Annotated in this window: 28 protein-coding genes and 1 pseudogene; 13 read left to right on the plus strand and 16 right to left on the minus strand. The window is 66.0% G+C overall.

Annotated features, from left to right (window positions below):
• Positions 1-43 precede the first annotated feature (43 nt).
• Entirely contained in the window at positions 44-247 is a 204-nt protein-coding gene (locus GFY24_RS41040; protein ID WP_194852804.1) for a hypothetical protein, read from the minus strand.
• On the opposite strand from GFY24_RS41040, the gene GFY24_RS09645 reads away from it, so the two are divergent.
• From GFY24_RS09645 to GFY24_RS09650, 3 genes and pseudogenes are all read left to right on the plus strand, one after another.
• The gene (locus tag GFY24_RS09645) at positions 227-670 is read left to right on the plus strand and encodes an IS3 family transposase (RefSeq protein WP_194852805.1); all 444 of its coding nucleotides are present in this window, start codon (positions 227-229) and stop codon (positions 668-670) included. The genes GFY24_RS41040 and GFY24_RS09645 overlap by 21 nt on opposite strands.
• A 167-nt stretch (positions 671-837) precedes the next feature.
• Positions 838-963: pseudogene (locus GFY24_RS43625) on the plus strand (hypothetical protein); the annotation flags it as partial.
• 334 nt (positions 964-1,297) lie between these two features.
• A complete protein-coding gene (locus GFY24_RS09650; RefSeq protein WP_153804614.1) occupies positions 1,298-1,645 on the plus strand; it encodes a hypothetical protein in 348 nt (115 codons plus the stop codon).
• On the opposite strand, the gene GFY24_RS09655 is transcribed toward GFY24_RS09650, so the two are convergent.
• On the minus strand, positions 1,625-2,569 hold the full coding sequence (locus tag GFY24_RS09655; RefSeq protein WP_309230657.1) for a MerR family transcriptional regulator: 945 nt from the start codon (positions 2,567-2,569) through the stop codon (positions 1,625-1,627). The two genes, GFY24_RS09650 and GFY24_RS09655, sit on opposite strands and share 21 nt — an antisense overlap.
• Before the next feature lie 68 nt (positions 2,570-2,637).
• Here GFY24_RS09655 and GFY24_RS09660 point away from each other — a divergent pair, with 68 nt between their 5' ends.
• A complete protein-coding gene (locus GFY24_RS09660) occupies positions 2,638-3,285 on the plus strand; it encodes a maleylpyruvate isomerase family mycothiol-dependent enzyme (RefSeq protein ID WP_153804615.1) in 648 nt (215 codons plus the stop codon).
• 136 nt (positions 3,286-3,421) lie between these two features.
• A complete protein-coding gene (locus tag GFY24_RS09665; RefSeq protein ID WP_153804616.1) occupies positions 3,422-3,589 on the plus strand; it encodes a hypothetical protein in 168 nt (55 codons plus the stop codon).
• 3 nt (positions 3,590-3,592) lie between these two features.
• Here GFY24_RS09665 and GFY24_RS09670 read toward each other — a convergent pair whose 3' ends face one another.
• From GFY24_RS09670 to GFY24_RS09685, 4 genes are all read right to left on the minus strand, one after another.
• Positions 3,593-4,441, minus strand: coding sequence for an NAD(P)H-binding protein (locus tag GFY24_RS09670; protein WP_153804617.1), 849 nt, complete (start codon positions 4,439-4,441; stop codon positions 3,593-3,595).
• Between the two features lie 11 nt (positions 4,442-4,452).
• On the minus strand, positions 4,453-5,457 hold the full coding sequence (locus GFY24_RS09675; RefSeq protein WP_153804618.1) for a saccharopine dehydrogenase NADP-binding domain-containing protein: 1,005 nt from the start codon (positions 5,455-5,457) through the stop codon (positions 4,453-4,455).
• Between the two features lie 135 nt (positions 5,458-5,592).
• Positions 5,593-5,760 (minus strand): hypothetical protein, encoded by a 168-nt coding sequence (locus GFY24_RS09680; protein ID WP_153804619.1) that lies wholly within the window; start codon positions 5,758-5,760, stop codon positions 5,593-5,595.
• Positions 5,761-5,969: 209 nt separating this feature from the next.
• On the minus strand, positions 5,970-6,572 hold the full coding sequence (locus tag GFY24_RS09685; RefSeq protein ID WP_153804620.1) for a TetR/AcrR family transcriptional regulator: 603 nt from the start codon (positions 6,570-6,572) through the stop codon (positions 5,970-5,972).
• Positions 6,573-6,619: 47 nt separating this feature from the next.
• Between GFY24_RS09685 and GFY24_RS09690 the strand changes: the two genes are divergently transcribed.
• The gene (locus GFY24_RS09690) at positions 6,620-7,465 is read left to right on the plus strand and encodes a phytanoyl-CoA dioxygenase family protein (RefSeq protein ID WP_309230658.1); all 846 of its coding nucleotides are present in this window, start codon (positions 6,620-6,622) and stop codon (positions 7,463-7,465) included.
• A gap of 24 nt (positions 7,466-7,489) precedes the next feature.
• Here the strand turns inward: GFY24_RS09690 and GFY24_RS09695 are convergent, their stop codons facing one another.
• Both GFY24_RS09695 and GFY24_RS09700 read right to left on the minus strand, forming a co-directional pair.
• A complete protein-coding gene (locus GFY24_RS09695; protein WP_153804622.1) occupies positions 7,490-7,807 on the minus strand; it encodes an antibiotic biosynthesis monooxygenase in 318 nt (105 codons plus the stop codon).
• Between the two features lie 48 nt (positions 7,808-7,855).
• On the minus strand, positions 7,856-8,446 hold the full coding sequence (locus tag GFY24_RS09700) for a TetR/AcrR family transcriptional regulator (RefSeq protein WP_153804623.1): 591 nt from the start codon (positions 8,444-8,446) through the stop codon (positions 7,856-7,858).
• Positions 8,447-8,519: 73 nt separating this feature from the next.
• Here GFY24_RS09700 and GFY24_RS09705 point away from each other — a divergent pair, with 73 nt between their 5' ends.
• Positions 8,520-9,539, plus strand: a complete 1,020-nt coding sequence (locus GFY24_RS09705; protein WP_153804624.1) for a GlxA family transcriptional regulator — start codon at positions 8,520-8,522, stop codon at positions 9,537-9,539.
• 477 nt (positions 9,540-10,016) lie between these two features.
• Here GFY24_RS09705 and GFY24_RS09710 read toward each other — a convergent pair whose 3' ends face one another.
• Both GFY24_RS09710 and GFY24_RS09715 read right to left on the minus strand, forming a co-directional pair.
• Positions 10,017-10,277, minus strand: coding sequence for a GlsB/YeaQ/YmgE family stress response membrane protein (locus GFY24_RS09710; protein WP_153804625.1), 261 nt, complete (start codon positions 10,275-10,277; stop codon positions 10,017-10,019).
• Positions 10,278-10,467: 190 nt separating this feature from the next.
• A complete protein-coding gene (locus GFY24_RS09715) occupies positions 10,468-10,605 on the minus strand; it encodes a hypothetical protein (protein ID WP_153804626.1) in 138 nt (45 codons plus the stop codon).
• Here GFY24_RS09715 and GFY24_RS09720 point away from each other — a divergent pair.
• Together GFY24_RS09720 and GFY24_RS09725 are read left to right on the plus strand one after the other, a co-directional pair.
• Entirely contained in the window at positions 10,604-11,098 is a 495-nt protein-coding gene (locus tag GFY24_RS09720; RefSeq protein ID WP_153804627.1) for a carboxymuconolactone decarboxylase family protein, read from the plus strand. The two genes, GFY24_RS09715 and GFY24_RS09720, sit on opposite strands and share 2 nt — an antisense overlap.
• Before the next feature lie 152 nt (positions 11,099-11,250).
• Positions 11,251-11,895 (plus strand): dihydrofolate reductase family protein, encoded by a 645-nt coding sequence (locus GFY24_RS09725; RefSeq protein ID WP_153804628.1) that lies wholly within the window; start codon positions 11,251-11,253, stop codon positions 11,893-11,895.
• Between the two features lie 6 nt (positions 11,896-11,901).
• Here the strand turns inward: GFY24_RS09725 and GFY24_RS09730 are convergent, their stop codons facing one another.
• Entirely contained in the window at positions 11,902-12,270 is a 369-nt protein-coding gene (locus GFY24_RS09730; protein ID WP_153804629.1) for a hypothetical protein, read from the minus strand.
• Between the two features lie 183 nt (positions 12,271-12,453).
• Between GFY24_RS09730 and GFY24_RS09735 the strand changes: the two genes are divergently transcribed.
• On the plus strand, positions 12,454-13,464 hold the full coding sequence (locus GFY24_RS09735; RefSeq protein WP_153804630.1) for an LLM class flavin-dependent oxidoreductase: 1,011 nt from the start codon (positions 12,454-12,456) through the stop codon (positions 13,462-13,464).
• Positions 13,465-13,475: 11 nt separating this feature from the next.
• On the opposite strand, the gene GFY24_RS09740 is transcribed toward GFY24_RS09735, so the two are convergent.
• Together GFY24_RS09740 and GFY24_RS09745 are read right to left on the minus strand one after the other, a co-directional pair.
• Complete coding sequence (locus GFY24_RS09740) at positions 13,476-14,300, minus strand: dienelactone hydrolase family protein (RefSeq protein ID WP_153804631.1); 825 nt, start codon at positions 14,298-14,300, stop codon at positions 13,476-13,478.
• Between the two features lie 2 nt (positions 14,301-14,302).
• Positions 14,303-14,908, minus strand: a complete 606-nt coding sequence (locus GFY24_RS09745) for a TetR/AcrR family transcriptional regulator (RefSeq protein WP_153804632.1) — start codon at positions 14,906-14,908, stop codon at positions 14,303-14,305.
• Positions 14,909-15,041: 133 nt separating this feature from the next.
• Between GFY24_RS09745 and GFY24_RS09750 the strand changes: the two genes are divergently transcribed.
• Positions 15,042-16,064, plus strand: coding sequence for a DUF3089 domain-containing protein (locus GFY24_RS09750; protein WP_153804633.1), 1,023 nt, complete (start codon positions 15,042-15,044; stop codon positions 16,062-16,064).
• 215 nt (positions 16,065-16,279) lie between these two features.
• Here GFY24_RS09750 and GFY24_RS09755 read toward each other — a convergent pair whose 3' ends face one another.
• A complete protein-coding gene (locus GFY24_RS09755) occupies positions 16,280-17,626 on the minus strand; it encodes a M1 family metallopeptidase (protein WP_153804634.1) in 1,347 nt (448 codons plus the stop codon).
• Complete coding sequence (locus GFY24_RS09760; protein WP_153804635.1) at positions 17,626-21,507, minus strand: Pls/PosA family non-ribosomal peptide synthetase; 3,882 nt, start codon at positions 21,505-21,507, stop codon at positions 17,626-17,628. The genes GFY24_RS09755 and GFY24_RS09760 overlap by 1 nt, the downstream gene beginning before the upstream one ends.
• A gap of 169 nt (positions 21,508-21,676) precedes the next feature.
• Here GFY24_RS09760 and GFY24_RS09765 point away from each other — a divergent pair, with 169 nt between their 5' ends.
• Together GFY24_RS09765 and GFY24_RS09770 are read left to right on the plus strand one after the other, a co-directional pair.
• Complete coding sequence (locus tag GFY24_RS09765; protein WP_153804636.1) at positions 21,677-22,603, plus strand: cyclase family protein; 927 nt, start codon at positions 21,677-21,679, stop codon at positions 22,601-22,603.
• 393 nt (positions 22,604-22,996) lie between these two features.
• The gene (locus GFY24_RS09770; RefSeq protein ID WP_153804637.1) at positions 22,997-23,863 is read left to right on the plus strand and encodes a hypothetical protein; all 867 of its coding nucleotides are present in this window, start codon (positions 22,997-22,999) and stop codon (positions 23,861-23,863) included.
• Position 23,864: 1 nt separating this feature from the next.
• On the opposite strand, the gene GFY24_RS09775 is transcribed toward GFY24_RS09770, so the two are convergent.
• Complete coding sequence (locus GFY24_RS09775; protein ID WP_309230660.1) at positions 23,865-25,559, minus strand: serine/threonine-protein kinase; 1,695 nt, start codon at positions 25,557-25,559, stop codon at positions 23,865-23,867.
• Positions 25,560-25,767: the final 208 nt, after the last annotated feature.

Raw genomic sequence — 25,767 nt, forward strand, 5'->3', positions numbered from 1 at the left:
GCCGATGCCAACGGATCTCGGCCACGCCGTCCGACGTCAGAGTTCATCGATAACCGCCGTCAGGATTCACCAGCGTAGCCACCGCCCCGCAGATCACCGGCGTGCGGGCCGATGTCACCCGTATGGCACGGCTGTTGGAGGTGTCGGGGCGGGTTTCTATGCCTGGTGCAAACGCGCGGCGGCCACCGTTCTGACCGACCGGCAGCAACGCCGCGTCGATCTGACGGTGAAAATCCAAGCTGTCCACCAGGATTCCGATGGCACCTACGGTGCACCGAGAATCACCGCCGAGCTGCGTGAACGTGGTGACCGGGTGTCGGAGAAGACGGTCGCGGCGGTCATGGCCGAGATCGGGCTGGCCGGGATCAGCCCGCGGACCTTCAAAATCCGCACCACCATCGTCGATCCCGCGGCGTCGTTCCCGCCGGATCTGGTGGACCGCGACTTCGACCAGGGCCGCCTCGATGCGGTGTGGACCTCGGATATCACCTATCTGACCTGCGGTGAAGGTGACATGTATTTATGCGCGATCCGCGATGAGCATTCCCGGAAAGTGCTGGGCTGGACGGTGGCCGAGCATATGCGCACCGAAATAGTCACTGACGCTGTCGAATTGGCTGTCGCTGCTCGTGGCCGTTCGTGTGTCGATTTTGCACTCGGACAGGGGTAGTCCAGCCAATACACGGCGAGCGATATGGCCGCTGCCTGCTCACCTCACGGGCTGCGCAGGTCGATGGGGGCGACTGGAATATGCTGGGATAACGCCGGCGCGGAGAGTCTGTGGTCGACGTTCAAGCATGAGTACTATTACCGACACACCTTGCTACGAAATCCGAACTTGTTGCCACAGTTGACAAATGGATGAATTGGTACAACGGTAGGCGACGCCACTCGGCGGTCGGGATGCTCAGCCCCGACAGCTACGAGTGGTCACTCCACGCGGTCGATTCCTCGGCCGCATAAGCCCCCCGTCCACCGTTTGGGGGGAACCTCAGGGCGACCCGCGGCGTGCTAGTGCTCAGCTGGGGCACTCTGAGGGCTCCAGCGTGGCGCGATGCCACTACATCGACCGGAACGGTTACGTTCAGGCGGTGGTAGACAACTCGGAGATTCTCGAGGACCTGAATCCGATGAAAGTTGGAGCAAAACTGGAATCCGAGACGTCCTGAGAAGATGGCAAGCCTTCTAGCTGGCGCAACGCGAAAGTCTGTGCGTAATCGTAGGAGATGCTCAGGCTACGGCCAGAACCGCGCGGCACTCTGGATGGTGGAAGTACGTCGGCGAGTGGAGGTGCGGGATGGTCGAGCTGGAGATCGCGGGGACAACCGTGACGGTGCATGTGACCGGAACACATCGGGTGCTGGCTCTGCGCGAGCGGGTGACATTCGATTTATCGGAGATCGCGGCCGTGACCGAGGCCGAAGTGGATCTGCGCCCGCCGTGGTTGCGTGCGCCCGGTGCCTTCTTCCCCGGCGTCATCGCGGCCGGCACCTTCCGCGGTAAGGGCCGCAAGGAATTCTGGGACACCCACTTCGCCGGGCAGGGCGTGCGAATCGACTTGGCGGGGGCCGATTTCACCCGGCTCGTCGTCGATGTCGCCGACCCGGACCTGGTGCTGCGCGAACTACGCACCGCGGCGGCCTGATCCGCCCGTCGTTCGGGAGAGCGCTTCGAACAGCCAGCGCTGGCCCGCGCCCGCGGTGGTCGAGGTGCCCATGATCTCGCCCGCACGCTGCCAATAGCGCTGTGTGCGGGCGTCCGCGTCGTGGTGGCCGGTGCCGAGTTGCTCGCGGAAGCCGGGCGTGTCGATGGTGTTTCGCGCGGCGGCATGCGCTGCCACGAACCGATCCAGCGCGGGGCCGGCGGCGGGTTCGCTGCCCGCGGCGATATGGGTCTCGGCCATACCGCACGCCTCGCCGACACCGGCGATCAATCCCGCGCGGTCGGAGAGGCGATACGGGTCCGAACGCCAGAGTTGTTGTGAGACAACCGTACTGAATGTGCGGTCGATGACGAGCATGACGAGCTCGGCGTAGGCGACAACCTGCTCCGGTGTCGGATCCTGGAGTCGGCCGGGCACATTCATATCGAGGAACCCGTCGAACAGGTCCGGCGGCACCGGCGTGAGTATCCGCCGCCAGAACGCTACGAGCGTGTCGTACGCGGACGCGGACGCGCCATTCTGCACATTCGCGAGCAGTTCGAGTCGCGCCGCGCGTTCGGCGGGGTCCGCGTTCTCTATGGCGCGCAAGGACGCTCGCCGCCAGGCGAGCTCATCGAGCTCGATATCCACCGCCGCGCGTTCCGCCGCGACCGCCTCGGCGAGGGATTGTTCGCCGGTCAGCACCGCGCAGATCGCCGTCAATCCGACTCCGAGGGTGCGCAGTCGCCGCACCAGCAGCAGCCGTTCGGCTGCCCGGCCGGCATCGAACATGCGATGCCCGCCCGAGCTGCGTACCGACTCCAAAACCCCGTTATCGCAGTAGAAGCGAATGGTGCGCACGGGTACGCCGGTGAGCTCGGCCAGCTCACCGATGCTCACCAATCCGCGCAGTGTGTCGTGGGTCACTATGGCTTGAACCTCCACCCGGGTGGAGTTCCTACGGTACTAGCGCCGAAGCGAAAGGAATTCACCCGATGATTACGACATCCGACGATATCTGGCGAGCCGTCGCCACCGAACGCGTCACCCTGGTGGAGTTGCTCGAATCGATCTCCGATCAGGATTGGGATCGCGCTTCGCTCTGCGCGGAGTGGCGCATCCGCGATGTGGTCGCACACGTGGTGCTCTCCAGCAATCCCACGCTCGGGGCACTGCTGATCAATCTGATTCGAGCGCGGGGCAGCATTACCCGGTTCGCGCGGGATACCGGAATACGGCATGCCGAGGCCAGGAGCTCGGGGCAACTGCTGGCGGAACTGCGCACCACCATCCCCATGCGCACCACCGCGCCGGGTACCACCCCGGCCGATCGCCTGATGGATGTACTCGTCCACATTCAGGACATCGCGATTCCACTCGGTCTGCGGGTCGAAATGCCCACGGCCGCAGCCCGTCTGGCCATCGAGCGGGTGTGGGCCACCAAATGGCTGTTCCACTCCGAACAGCGAATGTCCGGCTTCCGTCTCGTGGCAACCGACACCGACTGGACCGCTGGCACCGGAGCCCTGGTCGAAGGCCCGATCGCCGACCTGCTGCTCCTCGCGACCGGTCGAGCCGTCCGCCTCGACGCACTCGCCGGCCCAGGCGCGGCCGCATTGATTCGCAGGGTGGGTGTCAGCTGACAGCGCGGAATCTCATGCCCGCGTAACGATTTGGCGGCTTCGTGGTGATCGGATGGATACGTCGGGAGTGAATACTGACATACCGGGGAACTCTCGGGTTGCAGGCCTTTCGTAGTCGGAGACCTAGGAGGACGCCATGGACGAGCGGGTGTGTGTGGACTGCTGGCGGCGTGACAACCTCACTTTCGTACAGCGATTGGATCCCGCCTTCTGCAAGCCGGGACCGGTGCATCGGTGTGCGATGCACCGGGCGATGTTCGACGATCACCGGGGCACGGCGGGCGACGATCGCAAGGCGGCCTGACCGCTAGGTGCGAGATAGGTAGTCGCGCAGCGTGATCGGCGGCCGACCGGTGTACTGCTTGATCGATTCGGTCACCCGGAAGAGTTCATGGCCCGAGCCGATGGCCGCGAACATGGTCCAGAGCTGGGTCAGGTGCTCTACCGCGACGGGATCGCGGTAGCGCGAAATCGCGGTCTCGGCCCACTCTTCCGGGTCGACATGCACATAGGGGACGCCGAAGTGTGCGGCGGCCGCGCCGACCGTCATGATCTCGCCCGCCAACCAGAGCACCGAATCCACCGGGCCGTCGGTGCGCAGTACGCCGGTGCCTACCCCCGCCACATCATCGGCGGCGATCAACGGCAGCACGGTATCGGGCGAGCCGAGCGGTAGCGCGAGGACGCCGCTGTCGCCGATCGCCACTCGCAGATTCTCGAAGAAGACCGCGGCACGCAGGTGGACAGCGCCGATCTCGGCGCGGTCGAGGACCTGTTCGGCCACCCAGTGCCTGCGCATATGCGGTGTGCCCGCATTATGCGCCGATCCCAGCTGGGAGACCGCGACCACGCGCCGCATCCCGGATTCGCGGGCCGCCGCCGCGAAAACGGCTGTGGCGTCCAGCATTCCGGCGGTGACCGGATAGGTGAAGTAGGCGCTGCGCACACCCTGCACGGCGGGTAGCACCGAGGTGATCTCGCGCAGATCGCCGCGGACCACCTCCGCGCCGAGATCCTTCAATTCGGCCGCGCGGGCATCATCGCTGTGTACGAACGCGCGCACCGGAAGGCCCGCGCGCAGTAGTGATTCGGCGACCGTGCGGCCGGTGCCGCCCTGACTGCCGCCGGCCGCACCGGTGACGAGAATGGGTTCCATCGCTGTGCTCCTCACGCCTTTTCCGGCAGTTCGAGGGTGAATGCGCCGTGTTCGGCGAGGGTGTTCAGGAATTCGGTGGCGTCGAAAGCCTCTGCGGGACTTGCCACTCCGCTCTTGGCGGTGCCCTCGGCGAGGCGGATCGCCGCCTCCACCGAGGCCAGCGCCCCGGCGCGCCAGAGATCGCGGCCGCGCAGGTTTCCGGTCGCCGAGCCGGACGCGGCGAGAACCTGTGCGGTAATGGTGAATTCGCTCGCCGCGCGCGTCTCGGAGTCGACCTGCTCGCTGGTGAACGCTTGATCTTCGGCGAAGGTGGCGGCGGTGAGCTGGGCCTCCACCGCTTTGGAGTGGGTGTGCCGGGGGACGGTGACGGCTTCGGGGAAAGGCACCGGTGCGATCATCGGTCGCGGACCGACCGGCGGTGGAAATGCGAAGATCGCCTGGCGCGGTTCGACGAACCCGTACTGCTGCTGCCCGTCGGAATAGCCGATGCGGTCGGTATCGGCGAAGAGCAATCGCGCGGTCTCCACCGCGCCGTGTGTCATCATCCAATTGGTGACCGCGTAAGCCACGGTAATACGGTCGATTTCGGGGACATCGCGTGCGACCGCCCCCGCGAGCAGATCGCCGAGTCCGCCATAGAAACTCACACTCGGCAGCATGGTGACCCCGGCTCGCTGCGCGCGCTCGGGAAAGGTATCGAACAGCCGCTTCACATGGTGCACCTCGACGGCATGATCGACATAGTGACAACCACCCTCGACAGCGGCCGTGGCGACCGGCAGTCCCGTGGTGGTGAACGGCCCCGCACAGTGGATGAGCACGTCCGCGGCCTCGGCGAGCGCCCGTAGTGCGCGGGGATCATCGACGCCCGCGGGCATGACGCGGGCCTGCCCGAGTGCGGCCAGGGCATCCGGATCTCGCCCGGAGACAATCACATCCCCGCCCCGGGCGAGAAGTTCGGCGGTAACCAGGCGACCGGTATGACCGGTGGCCCCATAAACTGCGTATACAGTCATGAAGATCAACTCTTAACGCTGATAGGCAAATTGAAATCTGCCGATCGAGCGTATGCCCGGCCACCGACAAGTTCGGTTGTGCGCCAGCCCCGTTCGAGTCCGGCTCGCTCACACGCGGGCGGTGTGAGCAGGTCGTCAGGCTATATCGCGAGTGATTCCTTGTGGTTCGGCCTCATCGAACATGACTCCCTCCCACCAGGAGGCGAGGGGACTTGGCTCGGGCCAGCAGGCATCGGCGCCGCTGACTGCTTTCGTGGATTTCTGATCGAGTTCGAGATGGGTTGATGTTGCTTTCCTGCTCACGCTGGGTTGCTCCTGCGTTCTGCCGCCAGACGGCTGCAACTGGACAGTTGGGCACTGCAGCCATTCCCGTTTTGGTCAGTTTGAAACAAACACCAGGTTAGGCGTTATCCCCGCGCTTCATCGGGTTTCGGTACGGTTCGCCGAAAATACTTGTCCCGCCGCGGCTTTGGCACGGAATACTGCCGCTGCCGACCTTCGTGGTCATCCACTCACAATGGCGCCGGTGTGGACCCCGCGTTGACGCCGACCGCCGCGGCGATGAACCGCCAAAGTCCTTCTGTCGCGGCATCTATCGTGGGCCGGGGGTGGCGGCGGAGCTGTTCGGCCATACCGTGCCGAAGTGCGCCCATGACACACGCGCCCGCGAGGTCGGGATCGATGCCGGGGTCGAGTTCGCCGGATTCCTGCCCGGTGCGGATATTGCGGCCCGCGGATTCGATAATGCGCTCGAGGGTGGCGGCCTCCACCTCGGCGACCTCGGGTTCGGTGCTGATCCGGCCGAGTAGGAGTTCCGCGAGTGGATCGCCGAAGTGGTATTCCACGAAATTGCGGGTGCGGGCGCGCTCGCGGGCGGCCCAGCCCTGCTCGTTGGCGATGGTCTCGTCGGCGACGGCGGCGACCAGACCGGCGTGGAACTCCTCGTAAATCGCCACCAGCAGACCGGCTTTGGAGCCGAAGTGGTGATAGAGCGCGCCCGTGCTCAGCCCGGAACGCCGTTTGAGTGAATTCAGATCGACCACGCCATTGGCCGCCACCAGCTCCGCGCGGGCAGCATCGAGTAGTTGTTGACGTCCCAGGGGAGGGCGTGCCATGCTCCGAAGAATAACAGAACTGAATTATGTTAAAACGGAGGTGTGCCGTGAGCGCTGAAGTCTCATCTGTGCAGGATCTCGCCGGTGACCTGGCCGGAACCTATCGCCGGACCGAAAGTAGCGGGCACACCGTCGATCCCGAAGTGGTCGACGCCGATCTGGCCGCCCTGCTGCGCGACGGCTACGTCATCCTGCCGGATCTGATCACCGCACAGGAGATCCAAGCGATCCGTGACGATACCGATCCACTGCTGAACCTCAAGGGCCGCAACAATTTCGAAGGCCACGCCACCCAGCGCATCTACAGTGTGCTGAACAAAACCCGCAGCTGCGATCGCCTGGCCGCCCACCCGCGTGTGCTGGCCCTGCTCGACCGCCTGCTCATGCCGAACTACCTGCTCTCCATGCTGCAGGTCATCAATATCCTGCCCGGTGAATCAGCCCAGATGCTGCACACCGATGACGGCTTCTACCCTCTCCCGCGCCCCCGTCAGGCCCTGAGTGCCGCCACCATCTGGGCCATAGACGATTTCACCGCCACCAACGGTGCCACCGAAATCGTCCTCGGCAGCCAGGACTGGGGTGATGAACTCCCGCAAGAGGATTCGGACCGCCGGCCCGTCATCATGTCCGCCGGCTCCTGCGTTTTCTTCCTCGGTACCCTCTGGCACGGCGGCGGCCCCAACCACTCCACCGCGCCCCGCCTGGCCGTCACCGCCCAATACTGCGAACCCTGGCTCCGCCCCCAAGAAGCCTTCACCCTCTCCACCCCGCATGACATCGCCCGCATAGTCGACGAGGACATCCGCCGCATGCTTGGCTATAGCATCCACCCGCCCTTCATCGGCCAGGTAGACGGCATGCACCCCAAACGCCTCCTCGAAGCCGAGTAATTCGACGAGGTGAGTCGGCGTGTGCTATTTCGGCGGAGATGCCTCGGCGACCACCTCATAGACCGCGGGGTTGGCCTTGGCGGTGGCCGCTGCCGCGGCCCGCGTCATTGCCATGGTCGGATCGCCCAGTGCGGACTCCGCCTGCGCGAGACCGTCCCACAGCGCGAAATCCGTTACCGCGAAACGGGTCTCGGGTTGAATCGCTCGATGTAGGCACGCCGTCCGGAAACCCGGTGCCGCACTGAGCGATTCGCCGAACTCTTGCCAAGAGTCGATGAGCCCGTCAGTATCCGCGTGCGGGGTTTCGAAGATGTCGATCGATGTGACTTCGGTGTCGGTCATTTCCCCGGTCTCATTCCTCAACCACACTCGAGGTCAACGCTTCTCGTGCTACTTGTCCGCCCAGGAGGGGAGGCCGGCGCAGGTGATCTCGGCGATCTCGGTGAGGCGGGTGGGGGAGGTGTGGAGGCGGCTGAGTTGGATCAGGCCCTGGGAGACCAGGATGATGTTGGCGCTGAGGGCTGAGACTTCGGCTGTGGTGACGGTGTGGGCGGCGGGGTGGAGTCGGGTGGCTACGCCGGATTCCATGGCGGTGGTGGTGCGGGAGGCTATGGTCGCTACCTCGGGGATGCGGGAGGCGAGGTGGGCGACGCTGTTGATCATGAGGCAGCCGCGGCGGTGGGGTTGGGTGGCGCAGTCTTCGATAATGGCGCGTAGCAGGGCGCGGATGGCGGAGCGGGCGGTGCCGGGGGCGGATTCGGTGGTGGCGCGGACGAATTGGGCTCTGGCCTCGCAGTAGCGTTCGAACGCGGCGAGGAACAGTCCCTGTTTGCTGCCGTATGCCGCGTAGATGCTGCCATTGCCGACGCCGGTGGCGGCGGAGACGTCCTCCACCGAGGTGCTGTCGTATCCGTTGGACCAGAACAGCTCTGTCGCGGCGTCCAGGAGATTCGATTCGTCGAATCGTCGCGCGCGGCCCATGCGCTCAACCTACCAATGCCGCTGCCGAGTTGCCTGTCACAGGCCTTGATTGTGGAGGCATACCTCCACAATAATGGCGGACGTGTCCTCTACTAGTGCGGTCAAGGGTCGCCGGCGGATCGGAATACTGGTCTTCGACGGCGTGAAGATGCTCGACTTCGTAGGTCCCGCAGAGGTTTTCGTGGAGGCCAATCAATCGGTGGATGCGTATGAGGTGGTGCTGGTCTCGGCGGACGGGCGGGATGTACAGACTTCCATCGGCGCGAAGGTGACGGTTTCGGGTACGGCCGCGGACGCCGGATCGTTCGATACCGTGGTGATTCCGGGTAGTGAGCTACCGCCCGCCAAATTCGTGACGCCGGAATTGCTCACCGCCATCAGGCAACTGGCGGGCGGTGCTCGGCGGCTGACCTCGATATGCAGCGGTACCTTCGCGCTTGCCGAGCTCGGCATGCTCGACGGCCGCCGCGCCACCACACATTGGAAATTCGCCAGGGATCTGGCCGCGCGGTATCCCGGCATCCGGGTGGATCCGGACGCCATCTTCGTGCGCGACGGAAACACCTACAGCTCAGCGGGTGTCGCGGCCGGGGTGGATCTGGCGCTGGCACTGGTCGAGGAGGATCACGGCGCGGATATCGCACGAGCGGTGGCGCAATCGCTGGTGGTGTACATGCAGCGCGCGGGTGGGCAATCGCAATTCTCGGCCTCACTGCACGGCGCCGCGCCGCGCAGTCCACTGGTGCGTTCGGTGGCGGATCTGATCTGCGCGGACCCGGCGTATCCGCATACGGTGCAATCCCTGGCCGAGCACGCCCGGGTGAGCGTCCGGCATCTGACCCGGCTGTTCCGTGCCGAATTGGAGAACTCGCCCGCAGAGTACGTGGCGTTCATCCGCTTCGGCCTGGCACGGGACAAACTGCACGCGGGCTACAGCGTGACCGAGGCCGCCATGGCCGCCGGATACGGTAGCAGCGAGGCCATGCGCCGCGCATTCATTGCGCGACTGGGCATTTCGCCACGCAAGTATCAGCAGCGTTTCCGCTCTACCGGAGCCACCGCCTATCCTGCGGCGGTCCTCGCCGTGTCCTGAACGCATGTCCCGATCGGGGGGAATTAGTACGGAATTAGTACACCACCACGGTGCTGAAGGAGGCGCTGAGGTGACGGTTCGATCGATTCATCGCGTCGATTGGTCGGGCGACACATCGCCGACACGCTGAGGACGCGCTTAACGGCGCGGATTGTCAGTTTGGGGCGGGCGGGGCCGGGCATCCCGGAGGGGTTGGGGAGAACGACCAGCCGAAGGAGAACCCCTCGATGAGTCAGCACGCCGGCTTTTCCGATACCAGCGGAACGCCTACCGGAGAGTCCATCCTCGATACCGTCAACGGCACCGGCCTGGTCTTATTGCTTTTCGGAAGTCTCGTACTCGGATCGACCCTGACCGCCGCGGGGTCCGGTTTCACCGTCTGGTCCGTGATCGGCGTGCTCGCCAGTGTGTTGTGCCTGGTCACGGGCGCGGCGGTGGTGCGTATCGAGCATCACCGCGCGCACGTGGACGAACGGGTCAGCGCGGCAGGAAACGACCGACCAAGAACAATAGGATTACCGCGCCACCCAGGCAGGTGAAGAAGCTGAACCACAATCCGCTGCCATTGACATCCACCCCGAGAATCTTGAGCAGGAATCCACCCAGCAAACCACCGACAACGCCGACCACAATATTCAGCAGAATGCCCTGCTGAGCGTCGGTCTTCATCAACTTGCTGGCAATCCACCCGGCGAGACCACCGATAATGATCCAGCCGAGAATTCCTAGACCGAGCATGAGGTGTTCTCCTGTCTGATATCGGACAACCGTGCAGCTGACGCACCGCGCCGTTGAAACGGATGATCTCAATGGATAGTAACTGTCCAGCAACTGATGTAGCCGAATATCGCGACGGAAACGCGGTCACCTCGATGCGGTGATATTGCACCCGGACAGATCCGCATCACCGCAGGATATCCGCCTCGAATTACTTCCGCGTGGATGCTTTGGCGTCGACCGTCCGCACCGTGGCGTCTTCCGTCCCCGGGTAGCTGGGCGCCGCGGCCATAGATTCGTCGGTACGCACCACGGTAATCGGAAGTTCCACTGGGAAGGCTGTTGTCATGATCAAGACCGTCGAGAACGCTCCGCTGCTGGACGAGGTGCGGAAGCGGATGGGCCGGGTGCCCAATATGACCAAGGTGATGGCCAACGCGCCGGTCGTGCTGGAGGGCTACCTCGGGCTGGCCGGGGCGCTGAAGAAGGGCACGCTGCCCGCGCCGACCTCCGAGCGGATCGCCCTCGCGGTCGGCGCGGCCAATGACTGCGGGTACTGCGTTGCGGCGCACACCTTCACCGGTAAGCGGGTCGCTAAGCTGACCGATGCCGAGATCGACGCGGCCAAGGCGGGCACCTCCGCCGATGCCAAGGAGGCCGCGGCCGTCGGCTTCGCGCGGGATCTTACCGAGAGCCGCGGCAAAGCCGATCCGAGCGCGGTGCTCGCGGCCGGTTGGACCGAGGAGCAGGTCCTGGAAATCGTCGCGCTGGTGGCCCTGCAAACCCTGACCAACTACGTCAACAAGGTCGCCGAGACCGAGAACGACTGGCCCGCAGTCTGATTCCGCTCAGCACACCGAATATGCCTGGTAGGTGGCAACTCCCGAGATATCTCGGGGTTGCCGCCAGGCATGGTGACCATCAACTGGTTGCGAACCAAGATCGGCTTGTATACAGTCCGAACTGATTGCAAAGTGCAACCAGGAGGATGGCGATGGCCCAGCTAGTCCGCGTTCACAACTTCAATGTGTCCACCGATGGATTCGGCGCAGGCGAAGATCAAAGCTTCGAGCGCCCCTTCGGCCATGCCGACCCGAGCCCGCTCTGGTCCTGGGCGGGTGCGACCGCGCACTGGCCCAACCGCGCCGAACCCGGCGGAACCTACGGCCTGGACGACTATTTTACCCGGGACTATCACAACAATATCGGCGCGGAGATCATGGGCCGCAACAAGTTCGGCCCCCAGCGCGGGCCTTGGGAGAACTACGACTGGCAGGGCTGGTGGGGCGAGGAACCCCCCTTCCGCACCCCCGTATTCGTTCTCACCCATCACCCTCGCCCCTCGATCACCCGGGGCCACACCACATTTCACTTCCTCGACGCGTCCCCCGAAGCAGCCCTGGCGCGCGCCCGGGAAGCCGCCGACGGCAAAGACGTTCGAATCGGCGGCGGTGTAGCCACGGTCCGGGCTTTCCTGGACGCCGACCTCGTCGACACCCTGCACGTTGTGGAAGCGCCGATCAAAATCGAGCGCGGCGAACAACTCTGGACTTCCCCGGACGCCCTCGCCGACCGCTTCCACCACGAACAAGTCCCCAGCCCGAGCGGAGTGACGCACCACCTGTTCTGGCGGCGCTGATTCCGCTCAGGAGACGATGAGCAGGGGCTGGGTTTCGATTGTGGGGGAGAGGGATTCGACCGCGGCGGTCAGCCGGATTCGAGCCGCGGCGAGCTGACCGGTGAAAGCTCGGCGGCCTGCGGCGGCATCGCGGACGGTGGTGTCTTCGATGAGATCCAGGGCCAGCGCCCATTGCAGCAGGTAGGAGTTGGCTTCGATGGCGGGCAGATCGGGATGGATGGTGCCGCAGAATTCGGGGCTGGCGGCGGTGAAGGGGGCGCAGCAGTCCCACATCCAGGTCACAGGGGGGAGGGGCCGCCCGGCCGCCGCGGCGGCGTAGGAATTCACCGTCTGGGAGACGGTCTCGATTGCGGCCATCATCAGCGAGTCGGTCACAGCGGAAAGGGTCTCACCTGCGGGAACGGTTATCCCGTAAGCGGTGCGGGTGCGCGTGTCGTGAGTCGGCGGAGTGTCGGGCGAGCGGGGTCGGGCATAACTTCGCGCGCAGATGTCTTGCAAGAGGGAGTGGGTGTGCTCCGGCCGCGCCCGAATATCTCCGAATCAGAAAGGCGGCGCCCGATGCCTGTCGCACTGTCCCTCCTCGATCTGGCGGTTATCGCGCCCGGTCAGACCGCGCGTGACAGCTTCGGCAATAGTGTGCGGCTGGCGCGGGCCGCGGAGCGCAGCGGGCATCGGCGGGTCTGGTACGCGGAGCACCACAATATGAAGTCCATCGCCTCGAGCGCGACCAGTGTGCTGATCGGGCATGTCGCGACGCAGACCGAGAGCATTCGGCTCGGTGCGGGCGGAATCATGCTGCCGAATCATTCACCGCTGGTGATCGCCGAACAGTTCGGCACCCTGGAGTCGCTGTTCCCCGGCCGTATCGACCTCGGTTTGGGTCGCGCGCCCGGCAGTGATCAGGCGACCATGCGGGCGCTGCGCCGCAATCCCTCCTCGGCCGACAGCTTCCCGCAGGATGTGCTTGAGTTGCAGGGGTACCTCTCGGGCAACTCCCGGATTCCCGGTATCAATGCGGTGCCGCGTGCGGAAGGCATTGTGCCGCTGTACATTCTGGGCTCATCGCTGTTCGGCGCGCAGCTGGCCGCGCACCTCGGCCTGCCTTATGCCTTCGCCTCGCACTTCGCGCCGGAGGCGCTGCACCAGGCCGTGGCCGCCTACCGTGACGGTTTCCGCCCGTCCGAGCAGCTCGCCGAACCGTATGTGATGGCGGGCGCGAATGTCTTTGCCGCCGAAGACCATGCCGCTGCCCAGGAACAGAAGCAGATCGCCTACCGGGCCCGTGCTCGCGCCATGATCCAGCGGGGCGCGGCCGACGCGAACTTCACCGATGAGGAGATCGATCTGTTCCTCACCACTCCCAATGGCGCGCACCTGGCGAAGATGACCACCTACACCGCCGCGGGCACTCCGGCGGAAGTCGTTGCGTACCTGGAGGAATTCGCCTCCGATATCGGTGCGGACGAACTGATTCTGGCCCACCACGCCACGAATATCGACGACCGTGTGCGCTCGGTCGAACTCACCGGCCGCGCAATGGCCGGAGTCGGCGAACCTGTCGGGAAGTAAGCGCGCCGGAGTTACGCGTCCGCGGTGAGCCGCTGCCGGAAGAAGGCGAGGATCTCATCGCGGGCGGCAATGGTCGGTTGCCCCGCCTCGTCGATCAGATGTGCGGTCACCACGCTGTGCGGGCTGGCGACATGGACCGAGAAGAACGGCGCGGTATCGGTATTGGCGGCTTCATCGGGGAGCACCCGGCCGATGAAACGCTCGCCCAACGCCTGCTCGTATGCCGCGAAACGCTGTGCGCGGCAGAACTTGTCGCCCGCGAAGCGGTAGGCGAGCACGGTCAGATCCTCACGTTCGAGTCGATCGCGAACGGCGGCAAGCTCATCTGGCGCGATATGCAATCCGGCGGGATCGTTCAGCGGCAGTGTCGGCTGGGACAGCACCGGGGCGAGCATGGCGGGCTCGAGCATCATGGTGAGCGCGAAATTCCCGGTGAAGCACATGCCGATCGCGCCGACGCCGGGACCACCGCACTCCTCGTGCGCCAGCCTGGCCAGCGCCCGGAGCCATACGGTGACCGGGCTCGACTCATCGGCGGCGAAGGCGCGGAATTCCGCACTGACACAGGCTTTTCGGAATACCTGCCCACCCTCGTCGGCACTGGCCACCGCCCCGTCCCGGCCGAACAGTGACGGCATGTAGACGGTGAATCCGGCATCGCGCACCCAGCGGCTGAACCGCGCGACATGCGGGCTGATACCCGGCATCTCCGTCATGACAAGCACACCCGGACCCGAGCCCGCGACGTACACACGCTTGGTGAGGTTTTCGAGTGTGATCTCGCGAATGGTGAAGTCCGACAGTGCATCATCGACGGACATATCCTGCTCGGGCATGATCAGATTTCCCCGGTTCCTTGTGCGAATGTGGTGAGCATCGGTAGTAGCAGCCGCGATAACGCCTGCCGCTGACGGTCGCCGGTCCATGAATCGGCCTCCAGCACGGCCCGGCAGCCGACGCCATCGATGGCCGCGAGCACCGCATCCGCGCAGGCCCGCAACTCTGCCGGAGCCGCACCCGGTGCGGCGATGGCCGAGAGCCGATCGGAAATGCGCTCGATAATGGCGGCGTAGTACCGCCGATGCACCGCGCGCAGCCGTGTATCGGGTATGGCTCGCGCCCAGAACGCGAGCCATACCCGCCATTCGCCGAGCCCCTCGGCATCGAGCGGCAGGTAGCTCGCGAAGACCTCGATACAGTCGCCGATATCGCCGCTGCCCGCCGGTGCGGGCCGGTCCAGTACCCGCCGCACGACCTCCTCGAGTGCGGCCTCCAATACGGCGTCCTTGCCGTCGAAGTAGTGCGTGACCGCGCCGGTGGTGACATTCGCGGCCGCGGCCACATCCCGCAGGCGCGTCCCGTCGATACCGGCGGACCCGATGACCGTGATCGCGGCGGCCGCGATCGTCCGGCGCTGTTCCACCGCATCGACCTGTTTTGGCATAACCGCAATTATGTATAGACGCGGCCGGTTTGCCAAGCCCTCGATCGGAAGACATCGGATAGGCTCGCCCCAGCTTCGACGAGACCTGCCCAACCGTTCTGGTTCTGCCACGGTGAGAAGGAGTTTCGCGTTGATGATTCGATTCCCCGCCGTCGCGGCGTTATTGGGCAGTACCGTTCTCGCGCTGATCGCGGCGTTCACGGTGGCGGCGCCGGCGGCCTCGGCCGAGGAAACCACCACGTGGCTGTGCCGTCCGGGTCAGGCCGCTGACCCTTGCGGCGGGCGTTCGGGCGCGCCGATCGACTGCTTCTACGTGTATCCGACCGTTTCGCTGCAGCAGACCGCGAATTCGAACTTCGACGCGTCGCCGGAATTGCGGGCGGTGGCCGGCACACAGGCGGGGCCGTTCGGCGCGCAATGCAATGTGTGGGCACCGGTCTATCGGCAGGTGACATTGGGGGCAATGTTCGACCCGCCAGACGAAGGTCTCTCCGCGGCAAGGGATTTCGCGTATGAGGATGTCGAGAACGCGTGGAACGACTACCTCGCCAACCACAATGACGGCCGTGGCGTCGTGCTCATCGGTCACTCGCAGGGCACCCGGTTGCTGCGATCGTTGATCCGCGATCATATCGACGGGAAGCCGGCTCAGGCGCAGCTGGTTTCGGCGCTGCTGATCGGTGGCGACGTATTGGTTCCCAAAGGCGCGACGGTCGGCGGTGACTTCGCGTCCGTACCCGCGTGCACCGATCCGGAACAGATCGGATGCGTCATCGCATACTCGTCCTTCACCCGTACGCCCCCGTCCAACACCCGCTTCGGTCGCTCACCACAGACCCCCGACGTCTCGGCCGTGCGCGGCACCCTGCCCTTCGGTCCCGGATACGAGGTGCTCTGCACCAACCCGGCCGCATTGCGGGACAACGCCGATGCCCCGATCCATCCCATGGTCGAAGGCCGCGAATTCGACGGCCTCCAAGCCCACTGCACCGGCGACGACGATACACACGTGCTCCTGGTGAGCGGTCCCGCCGCAGCGCTACTGCCCGTGCTGCCGGACCAGACCTGGGGCACCCATCTGCTCGATGTGAATCTCGCGCAACAGGATCTGGTGAACCTGGTCGCGACACAGAGCGCGACGTATCAGCGACGCTGACCGCATGGCGTCCGAACTCCGGATGCCGGTGCGATCTGTCCCCCGGAAGGCCCCCGAAGCTGCCATGGATTCGGAGACCGAACCGTGGAACAGGAGCTGAGTCGAAGCGATCAGGGGTGCGGATGGACCCCACCGAAAAGGACTGAGCGGCAAGCCCTTCCGTGCGGTGGAGACCCTGGACGCCCGTTCACGGGGTCGGGCGTTCAGGTTCCGCCCTAATTCCGCCCGGGTGCCGACGGTGGGGCGAGTTGGGGGAGGGGGAGGCTGTAGAGCCAGGCGTCCCAGAGGCCGCGTAGTGGGGTGGCGCTGTAATGGCCTGCGAGGTCGGTGAATTCGTCGGTGGTGACCGAGGCGTGGCGGTAGCGGGCGGTCCACTCGCGGAGCAGGTTGAAGAATTTGGGGTCGCCCAGGTGTAGGCGCAGGGCGTGCAGGGTGAGGGCGCCGCGTTTGTAGACGCGGTCGTCGAACATGCGGGCGGGGCCCGGATCGCCGATGAGGATGTCCTGCGGGAGGCGGGTCAGCATATGGTGTGCGGATCGGGCCAGGTGGTCGGCGCTCTGGCCGCCGGCGGCCTCGGACCAGATCCACTCCGCATAACAGGCGAAGCCCTCGTGCAGCCAGATATCGCGCCACTGCCGCAGTGTGAGGCTGTTGCCGAACCACTGGTGCGCGAGTTCGTGTGCGACAAGGCGTTCCGAGCCGCGGCGGCCGTCGCAATGGTTCGCGCCGAAGATCGAGATGCCCTGCGCCTCGATGGGGATCTCCAGCTCGTCATCGGTGATGACGACCGTGTATCCCTCGAATGGGTAGGGCCCGAACTTCTCGGTGAAGACCTCCATCATCTGCGGCTGGCGCGCGAAATCATGATCGAAGGCGGCGCGCAGCCGTACCGGCAAGACGGCCTGCATGGGTACCGCGCCACGCGGCGCCTCCAGCCGATGTTTGCGGTACGGCCCGATCTGAATGGTGGCCAGATAGGTCGCCATCGGCTCGGGCTGCTCGTACACCCAGGTGGTCTGGCTGGCCTTGGTCTGCTTGCGCATGAGGGTGCCATTGGCCTGTGCGTAGTACGGCGTATCGGTGGTGATCGAAATGCGGTAGGAGGCTTTGGAACTCGGGTGATCGTCACACGGATACCAGGAGGCAGCGCCATTGGGCTGACTGGCGACCAGGGCGCCCTCGGTGAGCTCCTCCCAGCCGACCTCGCCCCACTGTCCGTGCACCGGCGCCGGCACCCCGTTGTACTGGACCACCACCGCGAGCACGCCACCGGCGGGAATCTTCTGCGCGGGCGTGATCACCAATTTGCCGTGCTGATGGATGTACTTCGCCGCCCGCGCGCCATTGACGAACACCTTCGAAACCGTCAGCGACTGAGCCAGATCCAGCGCGTACCGATCCCGCACCGCCGTGGTGACCGTGGTGATCTCCGCGCGCCCGGTGAGCCGGTTGCTGGATACCTTGTAGACCAGCTCCAGCTCGTACCGTGACACCCGGTATCCGCGATTCCCGTTCTGCGGCAGGTAATCGTCGATCGGTGTGTCGTCGAACTTGGTCGGCATCACTCGGCCGCTCCCGGCCAAGGCGCGATGGGATTGCCCCACCAGCGCGTGGACGGCGGCACCGTGTCACCACGCATGACCAGCGAGGCCGGGCCGATGGTCGCGCCCGCGCCGATGCTCGCCGCGGGCAGGGCGACGCAGTGCGGTCCCAAAGTGGCTCCGGCACCGAGGGCTACCGTATCCATGGCCATGATGCGGTCGTGGAACAGATGGGTCTGCACCACACAGCCGCGTTCCACAGTCGCGCCGTCACCGAGAGTCACCAGGTCCGCCTCCGGAAGCCAATAAGATTCGCACCATACCCCGCGGCCGATCTTGGCGCCGAGTCCGCGCAGCCACAAATTGAGTACGGGCGTACCGGTCGCGGCGCGCGCGAACCACGGTGCGGCAACATGTTCCACGAAGGTGTCGGCGACTTCATTACGCCAGACGAATGAGGACCAGAGCGGATGCTCCACCCGCCCGATGCGGCCGACGAGCAACCACTTGGCGATGACCGAGGAGGCCCCCGCGACGGCACCGGCGGCCAACAGCACCAGACCGCTGAGCAGTGCGGTGGCCAGATGCCCGAGGTGCTGGGCCAGCCATGCCAGGGTGAACAGCACGCCCAGGCCGATGGCGAAGGTCACCAGCACCGGGATCAAACGGCAGGTCTCGACAATGCTGCGCGCCACCCGCAACTGCCAGGACGGATCGAAAGTGCGTGCGGTATCGGAGGTTCCGGCCGTGCGGCGCAGGCGTACGGGCGGGCTGCCCAGCCAGGAAGAACCGGCCTTGGATTTGGACGGCGCGGCCGAGAGCACCGCGACGAGACCGTTCTTGGGCACCCGGCGGCCCGGCGCGGTCATACCCGAATTGCCCAGGAAGGCGCGCTTGCCGATCTTGGCCTCACCGATATGCAGCCAGCCGCCGCCGAGTTCGTAACTGGCGATCATGGTGTCGTCGGCCAGGAACGCGCCATCGGAGACCGTGGTGAACTTGGGCAGCAGCAACACGGTGGAGGCTTCCACATGCTTGCCGATCTTCGCGCCCAGCAGTCGCAGCCACACCGGGGTCAAAAGGCTGGCGTACAGCGGGAACAGGAAGGTGCGGGCGGCGTCCAGCAGGCGTTCGGTGGCCCACGCCTGCCAGCCGACACGGCTGCGCACCGGGTGATATCCGGCGGTGAGGCCGATACTGAACAGCCGCACGGCGATAATCGTCACCGCCGCGTACACGCCGAGGCTGAGCAGTCCGGCCACCGGCAGAATCGCGAACGCGCGGCCGAGTCCCGCTGTGAGCGTGGTGGTATCGCGAATCCACCAGGCCAGGAACAATCCGCCGGTACCCAATGCGAGGATGGGCACCGCGGCCAGGGCCATCGAGGTGATACCGAAGATGGCGACCCAGTGCGCCGCCCGTGCGGGCGTGTGATCGGGCCAGCTGTGTTGCGCCTTGCCGACTTTCACCGCGGGCGAACCGGCCCATGCCTGATCGCCCTTGACTCGCCCGGAAACCGCCGAGCCCGGTGCGATTTCGGCGTTCTTGCCGATCCTGGTGCCGGGCAGCAGGATCGAACGCGCACCGACCACCGCACCCGGGCCGATGGCGATCGGGCCGATATGCACCACATCGCCGTCGATCCAATATCCGGACAGGTCGACCTCGGGTTCCACACTGCACCCGTCGCCGAGTTCGAGCAGACCGGTCACCGGTGGCAGGGTATGCAGGTCGACGCCCTTGCCGATGCGTGCGCCGAGCGCCCGCGCGAACGGCACCATCCACGGCGCGCCGGAGAGGTTTTCGGCGCCACTGGCCTCGGACAGTCGCACCGCCGTCCACAGCCGCAGATGCACCTGCCCGCCGCGCGGATGAGTGCCGGGCGTGACATTGCGCAGCAGCAGCCGGGAACCCGCCACGCACAATGCCATTCGACCGGGCGGGGAGATGAACAACAGGAAGGCGATCAGGGCCCACCACCATGACAGGCGTGGCAGCCACGGCAGCGATTCGTTCCACGCCGCGATATTGCCGACAATCGCCAGCCAGGTCAGCCACTGCAGGCCGGTCAGCGTGGTCAGCGGAATGGTGGCCAGCACCTGGAACACCTGTGCGGGCAAGGGAACCGGCCGCACCACCCGCTCCTGCACGGCCGCGACCGGCGCGGTGGCATCCAGGAGTGCGGCGAGCGCGCCGAGCCTGGGCTGATCGTAGAGATCGGCGACGGTGATCTGCGGATGCCGTTCCCGCAATCCGGTCACCAATTGTGCGGCAGCGAGCGATCCGCCGCCCAGATCGAAGAAGTCGGCGTTCGGATCGGTGACTTCGGCGCCGAGAATCGAATCCCACAGTCCGGCAACCCATTGCTCGGTCGGGGTGAGTCCGGGATCGGCCTCGGCGACCTTGGGCAGCGGCCACGGCAGCGCATCACGATCGACCTTGCCGGAGGTGCGGGTCGGCATATCGGCGACCACCGCGAGCCGGGGCACCAGTGGAGCCGGAAGCTGTTCGGCGAGAATGGCTCTCGCGGCCTTGAGGTCGTAGTCGGCCGCCGGTCCGGTGAGGTAGCCGACCAGAATCTTATTGCCCGCCTTGGTGGTTCGAATGGCGGCCGCGCCACCGGTGACACCGGGCAGATGCTGCAGCGCGTTGTCGATCTCGCCGAGTTCGATACGGCGGCCGCCCAGCTTGATCTGATCATCGGCGCGGCCCAGGAATACCAGGCCCTCGCGGTCATTGCGCACCAGATCGCCACTGCGATAGGCGCGTTCCCAGCCGACGGACTCCAGGGGCGCGTACTTCTCCGCATCCTTGGCCGGATCCAGGTAGCGGGCCAGGCCGACGCCGCCGATGACGAGTTCACCGGATTCGCCCTCGCCCACCGGATTTCCGGCTGAGTCGATGACAGTCAGATCCCAGCCGTCCAGGGGCAGCCCGATGCGCACCGGCCAGGAACCGTTCAGCAGTGCCGCGCACGCGACCACGGTGGCTTCGGTGGGGCCGTAGGTGTTCCAGACTTCGCGGTCGTCGGTGCCGGCCAGGCGTTCGGCCAACTCCGGCGGTACCGCCTCACCGCCGAAGATGAGCAGTCGCACCGAGTCCAGGGCCTCGGCGGGCCAGGTCGCGGCCAGGGTCGGGACGGTCGAGACAATGCTGATCTCACGGCGCACCAGCCACGGGCCGAGGTCGGCGCCGGTGCGCACCAGCGCGCGCGGGGCGGGCACCAGGCAGGCCCCGTGCCGCCAGGCCAGCCACATCTCCTCGCAGGAGGCATCGAAGGCGACCGAGAGTCCGGCCAGCACGCGATCGCCCGGGGCGATCGGGTCCTGCTGCAGGAAAAGCTCGGCTTCGGCGTCGACGAAGGCCGCGGCATTGCGATGAGTTACCGCAACACCTTTCGGCGTTCCGGTGGAGCCGGAGGTGAAGATGATCCAGGCGTCATCGGCGGGGGTGGGGTGCGCGGTCGACTCGGCCGCGGATTCGGTTGCCGCACCGGTGCTTCGGATGCCGTCGCCGGTGACGATGGCGCTCACCTTCGCCTCACCGAAGACCAGTCGCGCTCGCTCGTCCGGATCGTCGGCGTCGACGGGCACATACGCGGCCCCGGCGTGCAGTACGGCCAGAATGGTGATGTAGAGCGCTCTGGTCCCGGATGGCATGCGCACGCCGACCCGATCGCCCGCGCGCACGCCCGCGGTGGCCAACCGGCCGACCTCGAGATCGATTTCGCTCAGCAATTCCGAATAGCTGAGTACCGCGTCGCCATCGTCGATGGCGGGGGCCTCGGGATGCCGCGCCGCGGTGGCGGCGAGAATATCGACCAGGGTCCGGGCGGAGGGTGCCAAACCGGCCCGTAGCAACAGGCTGGCGCCCACCGCCGTATCGACCTGGGACTGCTGCATCGCGTCGTGCCCACCTCTCATAGAACTGCTTCAGCGCTCCAGCGTCTGTTGTTTCACACGAGGGTTACCAGCGGGCGAACTCCACGGTGACCATTTGTCCACGGTACTCGGCGTGCGGATTGTCTGGTGTGTGCGGTTCACCGGCGCGGGCTGGGTAAGTTTTCGAAGTATGGCTTTCCCACCTGAATTTCTCGATCTGGCCAAGCGTGTGAACAATTGGGGCCGTTGGGGTTCCGACGACGAGATCGGCACGCTCAACCTCATTACCGACAATGTGGTGCGCGCCGCCGCGGCCGGGGTGCGCCGTGGACGGCGGGTGCCGCTGGCGGTGCCGCTGAGTCAGCAGGGCATTCAAACCGGCATGATCCCGGGCCGGGTCAACCCGCTACACAGCATGATCGCGGTCAACTGGGAGATGTTCGGCCCCGAGACCGTCGCCACCAGTGATGATGTCGTCACCATGGGGCTGCAGGCCGGAACCCATTGGGACGCTTTGACACACGTCTCGCGCTCGGGGCGCATCTACAACAACCGCCCGGCGTCCGGTATCACCGCGCACGGCGGGGCGTCGCGCAGTGGTATCGACAAGGCCAGGCATATCGTCTCGCGGGGCGTGCTGCTCGATATCGCCGCGGCGCTCGGGGTCGAGCGGCTGGCACCGGATCACGCCGTCGGCCCGGAGGATCTGGAGGCCGCCGAGGAGTTCGGGCGGGTGCGGGTGCGCCCCGGCGATCTGGTGCTCATTCGCACCGGTCAGATGCGGCTTTTCCTGGCGGGCGACCGCCAGGGGTATGGGGTTCCGGCGCCGGGCCTTTCGGTGCGCTGCCCGGAATGGTTTCATGCGCGCGATGTCGCCGCAGTGGCCAATGACACCCTCGCATTCGAGATCTTCCCGCCGGAGATCGAGAATGTCTGGCTCGCCGTGCATGCTTTGCATTTGGTGGAGATGGGGATGCTGCAGGGGCAGAACTGGAACCTGGAGGAGCTCTCCGAGGTCTGCGCGCAGGAGCGGCGCTATGAATTCCTGCTCTCGGCCACACCCGAACCCTTTGCCGGGGCGACCGGCGCTCCGGTGGCTCCGATCGCCATTCTCTGAGGTGGTCGCTGCCCTCCCCGGGTGGACGTGAGAGGGCAGGGGGAGTTCTCCGTTGTTATTAATGGCGATGCGGTCCAGGTGTGACGAGTCGATGAATTTCTTCCGGCCCGGCATTCGGATCCCGATGGGTATTCCCGTAATTGCCCGCCGAATCGTCACGGCATCATGATCGGTGTACTATCGTTCCACCCTGAAAGGAGTTGTTGTACAACTCTTTTGAGCCTCGAGTATCGGCAAGGGGGTAGGCGGGCGCAGTATCCGAAGTAACTTTTCGAAGACGTGGTAGTGCAGGGGTGCCCGTCGGCACGGTGTGGGTGCCGGGTGGGACGTGTTCGATCGGTTGCGCTGCCGCTTGCCATTCCCGCGATGCCGCTCGTACAAAAGGAATCTCGAGTGTCTCTCAGTTTTCCCGATCATCCCGCCGCACTCTCCTCCACTCCGACGGATCTGTCTGTGCTACTACGCCCCGCCCCACCCGGCGCGCCCACCGATGTGGTGCGGCTGCGCAGCGCCAATGGCTTCCTGCTCTGGGCCGATCTGCCGCCCGTGCTCGTACTCGGCAGCTCCGGTGGCGCGGGCACGACCACCACCGCGCTCGGCGTCGCGACCGCCGCCTCCTACAACTATCGCGAGCATTCGCCGATTGTGGTGGATGCCACCGCCACCGGTGGGGACTTGGCTCGAAGGGGTTGCGACGCAATCGATCCCGCCGGCACCGTGCAGTCCTGGCTGAATATGAGTCACCGCGGGCTGGCCTCGGCGGTGCTGGACAGCTGTGGTGAGAACACCTCCAGTGTGGGCATTCTGCCGCGCGGCCCGGAGGCGCTACCGCGACGGGAGAGCTATGCCTCGGTGCATCGCAGTCTGTGTGATGCGGGCTGCCTGCCGGTGTACGACGGCGGATCGCCGGTGACCAATCGCATGGTGGCACCGCTGCTCGCGGATTCGCGTATCGCGCTGGTGATCACCCTGTCCGCGCGCTCCGACGCTGTGAATCGGCTACGCCCGGCACTGATCTGGCTGGACGACAACTACAGCGAGTATCACCTGGCCGAGGCGGTCATCGTTGTCACCAGGCAGAACCCGAGCGACGGGCCCGGCTACGCCAAGCACATTCGCACCTACCTGGGAAAATTCGTGCGCGCCGTCACCGAGATTCCCTACGACGCGCACCTGGCGACCGGCGGTGCGATGAGCTGGTCCAAGCTCGCGCCGCCGACCCGCACGGCCTATCGTCAGATCGTCAACCTGCTGCGCTAGTTCACTTACTGTTGTAGACGCGCACGATCGAGCCGTCCAGATTCGCGGCGACGTAGCCGCCGCCGTTGTATTCAGCGGAGTAGTAGACCAGCAGGGTGGGTTTGTTGTCGTTGAAGGTCCAGGCGGGGTCGACAATGATGTAGCGGCTCTTGGGATTCGGGACCGCGAGCTTGTCCTGGGCGGTGCTCAGCAGGGCGGGCAGAATATCCCAGTTGATGGAGCTCAGCGCCACGGTCGGGTGGCCGGAGAGCTGGCCGCCGGGGCCGGTGCGGGTGGCGGCGCCATCGCGGAAGCTGTACTGGTCGTAGACGGTCGGGCGGTCCTTGACCGGTGCGCCGGTGCTGATGTACTCCGGATAGATCGTGGACTCGATGAAATCCGTTCCGCCGGTTGCCTGTTCGAGAATGTCGATCGCCTGGCGGAGCGCGGCGGGGGTCAGCAGGTCGACGGTCGGGGCGGTACGCGCCGGAGTGGTCGGCAGGGTCAGGCTGGGCCTGATGATGGTGGTGCCCGCGATTCCACTCGGAATCGCCTGCGGATTCGGATCATTGGCCGACCCGCTGGGCCGAAGTGCCACGGCCGCACCGATTATCGCCACGACGACCACGACACCCGCGACCGCGGCGATGACCCACCGTCGTTGTGATTGCGGCGCAACATCATTCACGTAATGCGGGGAGGAGGCGGTCGGCAGGGCATAGACCGGCGTGGCTGAATGCCCGGACGACCCGGGGTACCCCAGCGGCTGTGACTGTGGCGGACCGGTGGGCACGGAGTAGGCCGTGGAATCGGCGGGCGACGCGGACATCCGGTGCGATGCGGAGGTCTGCGGCTGCGCCTGGTTCGGCAGTGGCCACGGCGGGGGAGGTGCGCCCGGGGTCGTGATCACTTGGGAGAGTAGCCAATCCACCTGTTCGGAGGTGGGGCGCTGATCGGGCTGCGGGACCAGGATCGCCTGCAGCGCCGGGGTGAGGGTGCCCGCGCGGCGTGGGGGCGGGACCTCGCCGCGTAGCACCGCCGCGAGCGTGCCGACCGAGGTGTCCCGGCGCATCGGATGGTAGCCCTCGACGGCCACGTAGAGGAGCAGTCCGAGCGACCACAGATCCGAGGCGGGATGCCCCTCCTGGCCGCCGAGTCGTTCCGGCGCAACGTAATCCAGCGAGCCGACGACGCTGCCGGTGGAGGTGAGTCCCTCCAGGCCGTTGATCGCGGCAATACCGAAATCGGTGAGCACCGGTGAACCGTCTTCGCGCATGAGCACATTCGCGGGCTTGATATCGCGGTGCAGCACTCCCACCGCGTGCGCCGCCCGCAGCGCCGCGAGAATTCCGCGCCCGATCTGCGCGGCTCGCTCCGGCGGCATCGGCCCCATATCGAGGTGTTCGGACAGGCTGCGCCCGCGCACCAACTCCATGACGATCCACGGATGCTCTTCCCCCGGCGAGTCCACAATATGGTGAATCGCAACCACATTCGGATGCCCGATCCGCGCCAGCGCCCGCGCCTCGCGCAGCACCCGCTCCCGCTGCACGCCGGGCGAGCTCACCCGCTCCGGATCGGCGGCCTTCACCTCCTTGAGCGCCACCTCCCGGTGCAGCGCCAGATCATAGGCCCGCCACACCGTCCCCATACCGCCGCTACCGAGCGGCTCGAGCAATTCGAAGCGCCCGTCGACCACTGTCCGCCCGGAAATCACCGCGCCAGCCTATTAGCCCCACCCCCACAACGCGACCCCGCCTATACCGAATGGTCCCCGCGGATAATCACCCCACCCTCCCGCCCAGCGCCACCTGGTCTTTGCGCGGCCGGTCCGCACTCCATCGTCGCCCCGGGGCATCCCCTAGTCCATCCCTTCGTCGCGTCCCCTCGTCATCCCGGCATGCTTTTGGCCGGGATCCACACCT

Source organism: Nocardia sp. SYP-A9097 (assembly GCF_009649815.1).
Taxonomy (GTDB): domain Bacteria; phylum Actinomycetota; class Actinomycetes; order Mycobacteriales; family Mycobacteriaceae; genus Nocardia.